Source organism: Paenibacillus sp. FSL H8-0283 (genome assembly GCF_045040675.1).
GTDB lineage: Bacteria > Bacillota > Bacilli > Paenibacillales > Paenibacillaceae > Paenibacillus > Paenibacillus amylolyticus.
In genome coordinates this window covers 79,045-92,848 of record NZ_CP150295.1, presented here as the reverse complement: position 1 = coordinate 92,848, position 13,804 = coordinate 79,045, and the positions used below count along the sequence as shown (strand labels likewise).

7 protein-coding genes and 3 rRNA genes are annotated in these 13,804 nt (G+C 47.9%); 1 reads left to right on the top strand and 9 read right to left on the bottom strand.

The features are described from left to right. Positions 1-226 precede the first annotated feature (226 nt). From guaB to MHI52_RS00405, 5 genes are all read right to left on the bottom strand, one after another. The gene (guaB, locus tag MHI52_RS00425) at positions 227-1,684 is read right to left on the bottom strand and encodes an IMP dehydrogenase (protein WP_036607306.1); all 1,458 of its coding nucleotides are present in this window, start codon (positions 1,682-1,684) and stop codon (positions 227-229) included. A 367-nt stretch (positions 1,685-2,051) separates the two neighbouring features. Further along, a 5S ribosomal RNA gene (rrf, locus tag MHI52_RS00420) occupies positions 2,052-2,168 on the bottom strand. A 78-nt stretch (positions 2,169-2,246) separates the two neighbouring features. Then, positions 2,247-5,172, bottom strand: a 23S ribosomal RNA gene (locus MHI52_RS00415). 311 nt (positions 5,173-5,483) lie between these two features. Continuing rightward, positions 5,484-7,036: ribosomal RNA gene (locus MHI52_RS00410) — 16S ribosomal RNA — on the bottom strand. The 16S, 23S and 5S rRNA genes sit together here, the layout of an rRNA operon. Positions 7,037-7,475: 439 nt before the next feature. Beyond that, a complete protein-coding gene (locus tag MHI52_RS00405) occupies positions 7,476-8,027 on the bottom strand; it encodes a hypothetical protein (RefSeq protein WP_036606096.1) in 552 nt (183 codons plus the stop codon). An 86-nt stretch (positions 8,028-8,113) separates the two neighbouring features. On the opposite strand from MHI52_RS00405, the gene MHI52_RS00400 reads away from it, so the two are divergent. Continuing rightward, the gene (locus MHI52_RS00400) at positions 8,114-8,704 is read left to right on the top strand and encodes a TetR/AcrR family transcriptional regulator (protein WP_076329925.1); all 591 of its coding nucleotides are present in this window, start codon (positions 8,114-8,116) and stop codon (positions 8,702-8,704) included. An 86-nt stretch (positions 8,705-8,790) separates the two neighbouring features. Here MHI52_RS00400 and MHI52_RS00395 read toward each other — a convergent pair whose 3' ends face one another. The 4 genes from MHI52_RS00395 to dusB form a co-directional block, all read right to left on the bottom strand. Next, positions 8,791-10,128, bottom strand: a complete 1,338-nt coding sequence (locus MHI52_RS00395; protein WP_036606097.1) for a TrkH family potassium uptake protein — start codon at positions 10,126-10,128, stop codon at positions 8,791-8,793. Positions 10,129-10,332: 204 nt separating this feature from the next. Beyond that, positions 10,333-11,844 (bottom strand): lysine--tRNA ligase, encoded by a 1,512-nt coding sequence (lysS, locus tag MHI52_RS00390; RefSeq protein ID WP_036606098.1) that lies wholly within the window; start codon positions 11,842-11,844, stop codon positions 10,333-10,335. 116 nt (positions 11,845-11,960) lie between these two features. Further along, positions 11,961-12,440, bottom strand: a complete 480-nt coding sequence (gene greA / locus MHI52_RS00385; protein ID WP_036606099.1) for a transcription elongation factor GreA — start codon at positions 12,438-12,440, stop codon at positions 11,961-11,963. Positions 12,441-12,691: 251 nt separating this feature from the next. After that, on the bottom strand, positions 12,692-13,711 hold the full coding sequence (gene dusB / locus MHI52_RS00380) for a tRNA dihydrouridine synthase DusB (RefSeq protein WP_047844501.1): 1,020 nt from the start codon (positions 13,709-13,711) through the stop codon (positions 12,692-12,694). Between the last annotated feature and the right edge of the window lie 93 nt (positions 13,712-13,804).

Below are 13,804 nucleotides of genomic sequence, written 5' to 3'. Positions count from 1 at the left end.
ATGTAAAAGGACGTCCGCGCTTCTGTTTACCTGGCAGCCTTTTCTGGCACTGCATTTGCTTTTCAAAACCATATTCATAGATTCACGTCAAAAAGCCGTCGCAACGCCTTAATCCACCCATGGATCGTCACCGCTTGTTCTATTCTATCACAGGGATATCTGCAAAAAAAGACAGACCCGGTGAAAATCACCGAGCCTGTCCTGGAAATGATTAACTCTCTTCAGATTACAACGAGTAGTTAGGTGCTTCTTTTGTAATCTGTACATCATGCGGATGACTTTCGCGCAGTCCCGCACCTGTAATTCGGATAAAGCCTGTATCGTTACGAAGTTGCTCCAAGTTACTTGTACCACAGTATCCCATACCCGAACGCAGACCACCAATCAGTTGGTGGATCGTATCAGACAATGGTCCTTTGTAAGCGACACGACCTTCGATTCCTTCCGGAACCAGTTTCTTGTCATCATCTTGGAAGTAACGATCTTTACTACCTTGTTTCATTGCAGCCATTGAACCCATACCGCGGTATACTTTGTAGCTACGTCCTTGGAAGATTTCAGTTTCTCCCGGGCTTTCTGCTGTGCCGGCAAACAAACTTCCCAGCATCACCGCGTGTGCGCCTGCAGCCAGTGCCTTTGTAATTTCACCAGAATATTTAATTCCGCCATCCGCGATAATGGGAACTCCATATTCGCGTGCCACTGTAGCACAATCGTACACTGCAGTTACTTGAGGTACACCAATACCAGCGATAACACGTGTTGTACAAATCGAGCCTGGACCAATACCGACTTTGACTACCGAAGCCCCTGCTTCGATCAGGTCACGAGTGGCAGCGCCAGTAGCGACGTTACCTGCAACGATGGTCAGACTAGGGAAACGTTCACGAAGCTGACGTACAGCTTCAATGATATTGATGTGGTGTCCGTGAGCCGAGTCTACCGTAATCAGGTCGACACCAGCTTGTACCAAAGCATCAGCACGTTCAAATGTATCTTTGGAAATACCAATCGCTGCACCAACCAACAAACGTCCTTGAGCATCTTTGGCTGCATGAGGGAATTGAATGGCTTTCTCAATATCTTTAATCGTGATAAGACCTTTCAACGTGTTTGTCTCATCAACTAATGGAAGTTTCTCAATCTTGTGCTTCTGAAGGATACCTTCAGCTTCTTGCAGTGTAGTGCCAACAGGAGCGGTAACCAGATTCTCATGAGTCATGACTTCGCTAATTTTGATGCCGTAATCATGAATAAAACGCAAATCGCGGTTGGTCAAAATACCAACCAGCTTCTGATCTCCTTCAATAATAGGTACACCGGAGATCCGATATTTCGCCATTACTGCTTCCGCATCAGATACCAGATGATCTGCCGTCAGTGAGAACGGGTTTGTAATAACACCACTCTCCGAACGCTTAACACGATCTACTTCTTCTGCCTGTTGTTCAACCGACATATTTTTATGAATAATACCGATACCGCCTTCACGTGCAATGGCAATAGCCAATGTCGCTTCAGTTACTGTATCCATACCCGCACTGATCAAAGGAATATTTAGCTTTACAGTATCACTCAAACGAATAGATACATCTACTTCTTTAGGCAGTGTCTCCGATTTCCGTGGCACTAGCAATACATCATCAAAGGTGAGGCCTTCCTTACCAAATTTATCTTCCCACACGCAAGTGTTCCTCCTTATGTTTGCTCAGCTTTACGGTCCAAAACCCGAAGATTCCAGGCTGTATTTTACGCCGAAAATACGTTTTCTGAAAAATTTATTATTGCCATCTTAGCAAAGCGATATTTAGACTGTCAAGGAAAAGTACTTGGTTATATCAGGTGTATTGCCTGATGAACACAACTGTTTTTCCAGAGCGGACAAGTCTAGTTATTACGCAAAAAAACGTCAATTCATATCGAATAACGTTACCTGTATACATCCTATTGTGCTGAGAAATCACCAAATTCAATCTGTATTTTAATCCCATACTGCATAATAAAACTATATAATAAAAACCACCACCGAATAACATCGGCAGTGGTTCTTTGCTTGGCGGCGTCCTACTCTCCCAGGACCCTGCGGTCCAAGTACCATCGGCGCTAGAGGGCTTAACGGTCGTGTTCGGGATGGGTACGTGTGGAACCCCTCCGCCATCGCCACCAAACGCAACGCTTAGCTTACATTCAGAGATCGTTCTCTGAAAACTAGATTCGAAACGAAACATGCGAATGACAACTTGCTATTGGATAAGCCCTCGACCGATTAGTACTGGTCAGCTCCATGCATTGCTGCACTTCCACCCCCAGCCTATCTACCTCGTCGTCTTCAAGGGGTCTTACATACTGGGAAATCTCATCTTGAGGGGGGCTTCACGCTTAGATGCTTTCAGCGTTTATCCCGTCCGTACATAGCTACCCAGCGGTGCTCCTGGCGGAACAACTGGTACACCAGCGGTACGTCCATCCCGGTCCTCTCGTACTAAGGACAGCTCCTCTCAAATTTCCTACGCCCACGACAGATAGGGACCGAACTGTCTCACGACGTTCTGAACCCAGCTCGCGTACCGCTTTAATGGGCGAACAGCCCAACCCTTGGGACCTACTTCAGCCCCAGGATGCGATGAGCCGACATCGAGGTGCCAAACCTCCCCGTCGATGTGGACTCTTGGGGGAGATAAGCCTGTTATCCCCAGGGTAGCTTTTATCCGTTGAGCGATGGCCCTTCCATGCGGTACCACCGGATCACTAAGCCCGACTTTCGTCCCTGCTCGACTTGTAGGTCTCGCAGTCAAGCTCCCTTATGCCTTTGCACTCTTCGAATGATTTCCAACCATTCTGAGGGAACCTTTGGGCGCCTCCGTTACTCTTTAGGAGGCGACCGCCCCAGTCAAACTGCCCACCTGACACTGTCCCCGCACCGGATTACGGTACCAGGTTAGAACCTAGATACGATCAGGGTGGTATCCCAACGTTGCCTCCACACAAGCTGGCGCTCATGCTTCAAAGGCTCCCACCTATCCTGTACAGATCGTACCCAAATTCAATATCAAGCTGCAGTAAAGCTCCATGGGGTCTTTCCGTCTTGTCGCGGGTAACCTGCATCTTCACAGGTATTAAAATTTCACCGGATCTCTCGTTGAGACAGCGCCCAAGTCGTTACGCCATTCGTGCGGGTCAGAATTTACCTGACAAGGAATTTCGCTACCTTAGGACCGTTATAGTTACGGCCGCCGTTTACTGGGGCTTCGGTTCACAGCTTCGGATTGCTCCTAACCACTCCCCTTAACCTTCCAGCACCGGGCAGGCGTCAGCCCGTATACTTCGCCTTACGGCTTCGCACAGACCTGTGTTTTTGCTAAACAGTCGCTTGGGCCTTTTCACTGCGGCCCCCTCGTGCTATTCACACTACCGGGGCACCCCTTCTCCCGAAGTTACGGGGTCATTTTGCCGAGTTCCTTAACGAGAGTTCTTCCGCGCGCCTTAGAATACTCTTCTCGCCTACCTGTGTCGGTTTGCGGTACGGGCACCATCACCTGGCTAGAGGCTTTTCTTGGCAGTGTGAGATCATGACCTTCGCTACTATAATTTTCGCTCCCCATCACAGCTCAGCCTTACAATGTGCGGATTTGCCTACACATCAGCCTTACTGCTTAGACGGACATCCATCAGTCCGCGTCACTACCCTACTGCGTCCCCCCATTGCTCATAACGGCTTACGGTGGTACAGGAATTTCGACCTGTTGTCCTTCGACTACGCCTTTCGGCCTCGCCTTAGGTCCCGACTTACCCTGAGCGGACGAGCCTTCCTCAGGAACCCTTAGGCTTTCGGCGGATCAGATTCTCACTGATCTTTTCGTTACTCATACCGGCATTCTCACTTGTATAATGTCCAGCGCTCCTTACGGTACACCTTCAACCCTTATACAACGCTCCCCTACCCCTGATGCAAAGCATCAAGCCATAGCTTCGGTGGTGTGTTTAGCCCCGTTACATTTTCGGCGCAGAGTCACTCGACCAGTGAGCTATTACGCACTCTTTCAATGGTGGCTGCTTCTAAGCCAACATCCTGGTTGTCTGTGCAACTCCACATCCTTTCCCACTTAACACACACTTGGGGACCTTAGCTGATGGTCTGGGCTGTTTCCCTTTTGACAATGGATCTTAGCACTCACTGTCTGACTCCCGGAAGTAAGTCTATGGCATTCGGAGTTTGACTGAGCTTGGTAACCCTTGCGGGCCCCGCACCCAATCAGTGCTCTACCTCCACGACTCTGTTTTCCGAGGCTAGCCCTAAAGCTATTTCGGGGAGAACCAGCTATCTCCGAGTTCGATTGGAATTTCTCCGCTACCCCCACCTCATCCCCGCATTTTTCAACATGCGTGGGTTCGGGCCTCCAGTGCGTGTTACCGCACCTTCACCCTGGACAGGGGTAGATCACCCGGTTTCGGGTCTACGTCCACGTACTAATTCGCCCTATTCAGACTCGCTTTCGCTGCGGCTCCGGCTCTTCACCTTAACCTTGCACGGGAACGTAACTCGCCGGTTCATTCTACAAAAGGCACGCCATCACCCCTAAAACGGGCTCTGACTTTTTGTAAGCACACGGTTTCAGGTTCTATTTCACTCCCCTTCCGGGGTGCTTTTCACCTTTCCCTCACGGTACTGCTTCACTATCGGTCGCTAGGAAGTATTTAGCCTTGGCAGATGGTCCTGCCGGATTCATACGGGGTTTCACGTGCCCCGCACTACTCGGGATCCGTCTCGGAGGGAACAGACTTTCAACTACAGGGCTTTTACCTTCTTTGGCGGGCCTTTCCAGACCTCTTCGCTTAACCGGTTCCTTTGTAACTCCATGTGAGACGTCCCACAACCCCAAAGAGCAAGCTCTCTGGTTTGGGCTTCTCCGCGTTCGCTCGCCGCTACTGACGGAATCACTATTGTTTTCTCTTCCTCAGGGTACTTAGATGTTTCAGTTCCCCTGGTATGCCTCTGCATAACCTATGTATTCAGTTATGAGTAACTGGAAATTACCCCAGCTGGGTTTCCCCATTCGGACACCCCCGGATCAAAGCTTGCTTACAGCTCCCCGAGGCAGTTTCGTTGTTCGCCACGTCCTTCATCGGCTCCTAGCGCCTAGGCATCCTCCGTGTGCTCTTAGTAGCTTAACCATTTTGTTCCGGTTTCGACTGCTCGCTTCCCTTGTTTTGCTTGCGCAAAGCCAAAAGTCGCTCCCACCCGATACCATCACAAAAGCAATTTAACTACCTTTATAAACACTTCACTTGTTTACACAAGATCAGCTTAAAGGAATGTTCTAATTCGCGTTTGTTTCGTTTCGATATCTAGTTTTCAAAGAACAAGCTCCATGCAAAAGCAAGCTGTTTGAGAGTTTGAGCTCTCAAAACCGAACAACGAGTGAGTGTTTTGCAGCTAAGCTGCGTATTTGAATGTTTCCGTTGCAGGAAACGATTCTCCATAGAAAGGAGGTGATCCAGCCGCACCTTCCGATACGGCTACCTTGTTACGACTTCACCCCAATCATCTATCCCACCTTCGGCGGCTGGCTCCTTGCGGTTACCCCACCGACTTCGGGTGTTATAAACTCTCGTGGTGTGACGGGCGGTGTGTACAAGACCCGGGAACGTATTCACCGCGGCATGCTGATCCGCGATTACTAGCAATTCCGACTTCATGCAGGCGAGTTGCAGCCTGCAATCCGAACTGAGACCGGCTTTGTTGGGATTGGCTCCATCTCGCGATTTCGCAGCCCGTTGTACCGGCCATTGTAGTACGTGTGTAGCCCAGGTCATAAGGGGCATGATGATTTGACGTCATCCCCACCTTCCTCCGGTTTGTCACCGGCAGTCTATCTAGAGTGCCCATCCGAAATGCTGGCAACTAAATATAAGGGTTGCGCTCGTTGCGGGACTTAACCCAACATCTCACGACACGAGCTGACGACAACCATGCACCACCTGTCTCCTCTGTCCCGAAGGAAAGATACATCTCTGCATCGATCAGAGGGATGTCAAGACCTGGTAAGGTTCTTCGCGTTGCTTCGAATTAAACCACATACTCCACTGCTTGTGCGGGTCCCCGTCAATTCCTTTGAGTTTCAGTCTTGCGACCGTACTCCCCAGGCGGAGTGCTTAATGTGTTAACTTCGGCACCAAGGGTATCGAAACCCCTAACACCTAGCACTCATCGTTTACGGCGTGGACTACCAGGGTATCTAATCCTGTTTGCTCCCCACGCTTTCGCGCCTCAGCGTCAGTTACAGCCCAGAGAGTCGCCTTCGCCACTGGTGTTCCTCCACATATCTACGCATTTCACCGCTACACGTGGAATTCCACTCTCCTCTTCTGCACTCAAGTCACCCAGTTTCCAGTGCGATCCGGGGTTGAGCCCCGGGATTAAACACCAGACTTAAATGACCGCCTGCGCGCGCTTTACGCCCAATAATTCCGGACAACGCTTGCCCCCTACGTATTACCGCGGCTGCTGGCACGTAGTTAGCCGGGGCTTTCTTCTCAGGTACCGTCACCTTGAGAGCAGTTACTCTCCCAAGCGTTCTTCCCTGGCAACAGAGCTTTACGATCCGAAAACCTTCATCACTCACGCGGCATTGCTCCGTCAGGCTTTCGCCCATTGCGGAAGATTCCCTACTGCTGCCTCCCGTAGGAGTCTGGGCCGTGTCTCAGTCCCAGTGTGGCCGATCACCCTCTCAGGTCGGCTACGCATCGTCGCCTTGGTGAGCCGTTACCTCACCAACTAGCTAATGCGCCGCAGGCCCATCCCCAAGTGACAGATTGCTCCGTCTTTCCAGTTCTCTTCAGGCGAAGAAAACAATTATTCGGTATTAGCTACCGTTTCCGGTAGTTGTCCCAAACTTGAGGGCAGGTTGCCTACGTGTTACTCACCCGTCCGCCGCTAACCATCAGAGAAGCAAGCTTCTCTTCAAGTCCGCTCGACTTGCATGTATTAGGCATGCCGCCAGCGTTCGTCCTGAGCCAGGATCAAACTCTCCAATAAAGTATTGAAAAGAGCGATAAGCTCATTTTGAATCTGACGAGATTAAAAATCTCATTTGTGCTCCAGTCGATCCAAGCCAAGGCTTGTCTCAAACTTTTGCGTTCATTCTGCAAGCAGAATGTTTACTCACTCGTTGTTCAGTTTTCAAAGATCAAACTTATTTTGTTACCGAATGTTGTTCTCTTCAGCAACTTTTATATCTTATCACATCCAAACCAACTTTGCAAGCTCTTTTTTTAAGTTTCTTTCGAAGCTTATTTCATTTGCTTGCCGCACCGTGTAAACCGTGTTTTCTTGGCCGGAATTAGAATATACCATGTACAGATATTGAATGCAAGTCTTTTTTTAAAACTATATTAACAATCGGTTTGACCTAATACGGACGTACATGTGGGTATTCTCCCAACTTAGCAAGTTCATACACACGTCCATTTTTACTTTAACGTTTAACATTCCTAGCAGGAACCTTTCTTGGCCATAAACTGTAACTAAAACTTATCAGAAAATCGATACCGAGTATCATTCCCCACACTCTGATCAGATTATTGAAGACAGCTGTACGTTCAGCATCTCCAATCCACCATATCATGGCCAATAAAAAAGCACTTCCTATAGCCCAAGCCAATAGATGTCTAAACCATCCACTACGCTCACGACTCGCATGTTCTCTACCATATAACTTGTTACTACGAGGGTTTTCTCCACCTTTGAACCAATATAGGAAATATCGATCCGCCCAAGCGATCATCTGGTGACCATAGGCAATGCTTACTCCTATATACACCGCAGCTATACCATGAATCATACTTGCTGTAGCTCCTCGCTGTAGATCCATAACTGTAGCTACCAGCAATAACAGATCGATAACCGGCGTCGCCATTAACAAACCGATGCCTATTCGCTTCATGCCAAGGAGATACCTGACACTCAGACCTGCGAACACAAACACCCAAAAGGCAATCTCACAACCTATAATGAAATAACCAATCATTTCAGCCTCTCCTTTTTTGATACAAATGTATTAAATATAATTTAGCACGTGTGTACTATAATAATCAACAGTGATATAATATGCCTATGCCTAAAATTGTTGATCACGATAAACAGCGCGTGCTCGTGGCCGAGGCAGCTTGGCGTATTATACGAAGAGATGGCATGGAACAGGCCTCTGTTCGGAATATTGCTGAAGAAGCTGGAGTTTCGGTTGGTTCGATGCGTCACTACTTTTCTACACAGTCGGAACTACTACGATATGCCATGAATTTGGTATCTGAACGGGTGTCTCATCGAGTCCAAAAAATGTCCTTTACTGGCTCTCCCATGGACAATATGAAATGCTTATTGCTCGAATTCTTACCAAACACGGAAGAAAAACTGGCCGAAATGGAGGTGTGGTACGCTTTTACAGCCAGATCGAAAACCGATCCTACACTCAAAGAACTTGCTAATACCGTATATGATGAACTCAGACAAGCTGTAGGCTCTGTTATCACCTACCTGATAAAGCTCGACCTCTCCAGACCCGATCTGGACAAAGAACTGGAGATCGAGAGATTGTATGCACTGGTAGATGGCTTAGGCATACACACCGTGCTTAGACCGGATCAGATGAATGCCAAGCTCATGGACGATGTTCTCACTTTGCATCTTGCTTCCTTGTGTCGTTAAACCAAAAAAAACCGCAGCACATTCGTTGTGACTAAGGCCCGTTACGATAACAGGAGTTAGTTCTGAATGTCTGACGGTTTTTCTTTTTATCCGATAATGATCCGGCCCTCCGGATGACGATACAGTTTCTTCTCTTTGCGCGGACGAAGGGCATACGCGATGGTTAATGGCCCGATCCGACCTACAAACATGGTAAAGGTAATGATGATTTTTCCCCAATTGGTCAACTCATCAGTCACTCCCACAGAAAGACCCACGGTACCGATTGCGGATGCAGCTTCAAACATCAGTGAAAGGAATGGCGCATCCTCTGTCGTAAGCAGAAGCATCACCACGATCATGAATATGATCAGAGAAACCATAATAATGGTCAACGCCCTCATCAGCAGTTCTTTCGGAACACGCTGGCGGAAAAACACAATATCCTTATTTCCCCGAATCATGGCATACACCGCACCAATCATGATCAGGAATGTAGTCGTCTTGATTCCGCCCCCGGTCGATCCTGGGGAAGCCCCGATAAACATCAGCAGAATGAAGAAGAATTGGGTAGCCTGCCTCATCTCCGTGATATCGATTGTGCTCGTTCCCGACGAACGTGTAGAGACAGACTGGAAGAAGGACGCATAGATCTTCTCGCTCCATGTGAGTGAAGCCAGTGTATGTCCATTGGTGAATTCGAAAACAAACAACACAATCGCTCCTATACCGATCAGCGCTCCGGATACAGACAGCACCAGTTTGGACTGAAGAGATAAACGGCGGCGTTTGCGATACTCAAACAGGTCATTCAATACAACAAAACCCAGTCCACCAGAGACAACGAGCACAGAAGCGGTCACATTGAATATCCAATCTCCAGTGTAGTATTGGAAGCTGTTACCAAACAGATCAAATCCACCATTATTAAACAATGAAACGGAATGAAATATTCCATAGTATACGGCCTGACCCAATGGCATCTCCGTCGCCCAGCGCAGCGCTAGTATGACAGCCGCCACCCCTTCAATGGTAAAGGAGAAAATCAACACCTTGCGAATAATGCGTACTATCCCTTCCATACTGTCTGCATTAATGGCTTCTTTGAGTAATAACCTGTCCTTGAGTGAGATTCGCTTGCCCAATACAAGTGCAAAGAGAGTAGCCATGGTCATGAATCCGAGTCCACCAAGCTGCATCAATACCATAATGACGATCTGACCAAACAAATTAAACGTCGTCCCTACATCCACAACGACAAGTCCAGTTACACATGCGGCAGAGGTTGATGTAAATAGCGCGTCAATAAACGCCAAATGCATACCGCTTTGGTTGGAGATTGGCAGCATGAGAAGCACCGTTCCAATCGCAATGATAAGCAGAAAACCACCGACCAGAATTAACGGAGGAGATAAGAATTTGGCAAAGTGAAGCCTGAACTTCATGAAGGGCACCTCTTTTAACAAAAATACGAACAGGTTAATCTAACAATTTCAAGACGCGGTGCTACCCTAATGTTGTGCTGTGAGCAAGGGCCTTCTGACAAACTTTATTTTTAGCGTCTATGTAAACCTAAAGAGGAACTTGCCCCAGCATGATACTGAACGGCAGGTTCCTCTTCTATTATGAACGTATCCTACGTTCCTTATTTAATCTTGCGTACGAGGACGCATGTGCGGGAAGAGCAGTACGTCACGAATCGACGGGGAGTTGGTAAGCAACATGATCAGACGATCAACCCCGATTCCCAATCCGCCTGTTGGTGGCATACCATATTCGAGCGCACGGATGAAGTCGTCATCCATCTCATGAGCTTCGTCGTTCCCATGTTCTTTCTCCAGCATCTGTGCTTCAAAGCGCTGACGCTGATCGATTGGATCATTCAGCTCTGTGAAGGCATTGGCATGCTCGCGTCCAACGATGAACAATTCGAAGCGATCCGTGAAACGCGGATCTACATCATTTTTCTTCGCCAGTGGTGAGATTTCAAGAGGATGTCCCATAATGAATGTCGGTTGAATCAACGTCTCTTCCACAAACTCTTCAAAGAACGCGTTCAAAATATGACCAAATGTCATATGTTTTTCAACCGGAACCTTATGTTCCTTCGCCAAGTTGTGTGCTTCCTCATCCGTCATGTGTACGGAGAAGTCTACGCCTACAACTTCCTTAACTGCATCCACCATCGTAACACGGCGCCACTGTGGCGTAAGATCTACTTCATAATCTCCATACTGGATCACTTGCGTACCCAGTACTTCCTGTGCAATATGAGCAACCAGGTTCTCCGTCAATTGCATAATATCCTTGTAGTCGGCATATGCCTCATACAATTCAATCATGGTGAACTCCGGATTGTGACGTGTGGACATACCTTCATTCCGATATACACGGCCAATCTCATATACCTTCTCCAGTCCGCCAACAATCAGACGTTTCAGGTGAAGTTCAATCGCAATCCGCATGTACAGTTCCATATCCAGCGCATTGTGATGAGTGATGAACGGACGTGCTGCCGCTCCTCCTGCGATCGTATGCAACGTAGGTGTTTCCACTTCCAGATATCCAAGGGAATCCAGGTAACGACGCATCGATTGAATGATTTTGGAACGTGCGATAAAGGTCTGTTGTACGTCCGGGCTCATAATCAGGTCAACATAACGCTGGCGGTAACGCAGCTCTACGTCAGTGAGACCATGGAATTTATCCGGAAGCGGATAGAGCGATTTGGACAGCACTTCAATATCTTTCACTTTGACAGAAGTTTCACCTGTTTTGGTCTTAAAGATCACACCCGTTACCCCAACGATATCGCCAAGGTCCAGCAGGCTAAATGCCGCATACTTGTCTTCAGGCACGCTATCCTGACGAACATAGATCTGGATTCTGCCGCTCAGGTCCTGAATATGTGCGAAGCTTGCTTTACCCATTCCCCGCTTCGCCATAATCCGTCCGGCAATACTGACTTCGATGTGCTTCTCTTCCAGCTCTTCCTTGGTCAGTTCTTCATACTTCTTCAGAATGGAGCCGGCTTCTTCGGTACGTACGTATTTTTGGCCAAAAGGGTCGATTCCCAATTTGCGGAGCTCGTCCAATTTGTCACGGCGAATTTGTAAAAGCTCGCTAAGTTCGGTTTCCTGATTCAAGACTTCATCCGTCATGATCTGTATTCATCTCCTTATTTACATTGCAGGCATCGCGAGAGGTCGTTTTTCCTCTAATGTTGAAAAAGCTTCCCTAAGGAAGCTTTTGTTTACCGTGCCCAACTGCTTCGTTGCTATAGCTTTTTAATGTCCATAATTTTATATTGAATTACGCCAGCAGGCACACTTACATCAACAACTGTACCTTTTTTCTTGCCGAGAATCGCTTTACCTACAGGGCTCTCGTTCGATATCTTGTTCTGAAGCGGGTCTGCCTCAGCAGTACCTACAATTGTATATTCCGTGATGTCGCCAAACTCCAGATCTTCTACAGTGACGGTTGCACCCACGCTTACGGCATCGGTATCGATCTCGTCGCTGTTAATAATCCGCGCGTTACGAAGCAATTTCTCCAACGTGATTACACGTCCTTCGATGAAAGCTTGCTCATTCTTCGCGTCTTCGTATTCAGAGTTTTCACTGATATCTCCATACCCGATGGCTACCTTAATCCGTTCAGCCACTTCGCGGCGCTTCACTGATTTCAATGTTTCCAATTCTTCTTCCAGCTTCTTGAGTCCTTCTGGTGTAAGGATAACTTCCTTGTCGCTCATCTCAACCGATTCTCCTGTCATGGGAATAAATTTGATTGTACGGCAACGGAATCAGTGCTTGTTACAGAGCTCCGCTCGCATACATCTTCAAAACTATATGAAGTTCTCCAGAGGAATAGAATATTCCTCCTGATGCTATATCCTTATTAACGCACATGGCGAATTTATACTGAGAAATTATAGGGGAACGATCTCGAAAAGTCAATGTTACGTCCCCTATAGGTGTAAACGTTTTACAGATGCGTTTATAATTAAGATGCATTTCCGGTGATTACCGGTTCTGACTCCAAATTACCTTCGCTTTTCAGCTGACTCACAAAGTTCTCCAGAATCTGTACCATCTCGTCCCGCTTGGTTCCTTCCATAATAACATCCTTGATGCGGGCAGATCCTTTCAGGCCTTTCAAATACCAAGCCAGATGTTTACGCATCTCGCGTACGGCAACTGTCTCATTCTTCAATGCGATCAGTCGATCCATATGCAGGATGGCAACACGGATCTTCTCTTCCCCATTCGGGTCAGGAAGCAATTCCCCCGTGCTTAAGTATTGAATGGTACGATACAGCATCCATGGGTTACCCAGGGCAGCACGACCGATCATAACTCCGTCACAACCCGTTTCATCCAGCATACGTCGTGCATCCTCTGGCGTATGAACATCACCATTGCCGATCACTGGGATAGAGACAGCTTCTTTTACATCTTTGATGTGTGACCAGTCAGCTGTGCCTGTATAGAGTTGCTCACGCGTACGGCCGTGTACACTTACCGCCTGTCCACCAGCACGTTCAACCGCGAGCGCATTCTCCACCGCGAAGATATGCTCGTTATCCCAGCCGATACGCATCTTGACGGTCACCGGCTTCTCCACCGCGTCCACGACAGCGGATACCATCTCATAGATTTTGTTCGGATCAAGCAACCAACGTGCACCGGCATCACATTTCGTTACCTTTGGCACAGGGCATCCCATGTTAATATCGATGATGTCTGCATTGGTTTCTTTGTCCACGATTTTGGCTGCTTCTACAAGGGAATCACGATCTCCCCCAAAAATCTGAAGGCTCAGCGGTTTCTCACGCTCATCTACAAACAACATCTCACGTGTACGCTGGTTGCCATGGACAATGGCTTTGCCACTCACCATCTCCGCGCATACGAGACCTGTTCCGAATTCTTTTGCGATCAAACGAAAAGCCGGATTACATACGCCAGCCATCGGCGCAAGTACGACCTGGTTTTTCATTTCAATGCCACCAATGTTAAGCACGGTAGTCGTTCCACTCCTTTTTTAATTCTGTATATATCACGATATAAAGTTCGATCAGTGTCTTGGTTGTTGTAACATGACGAAACCGAAACG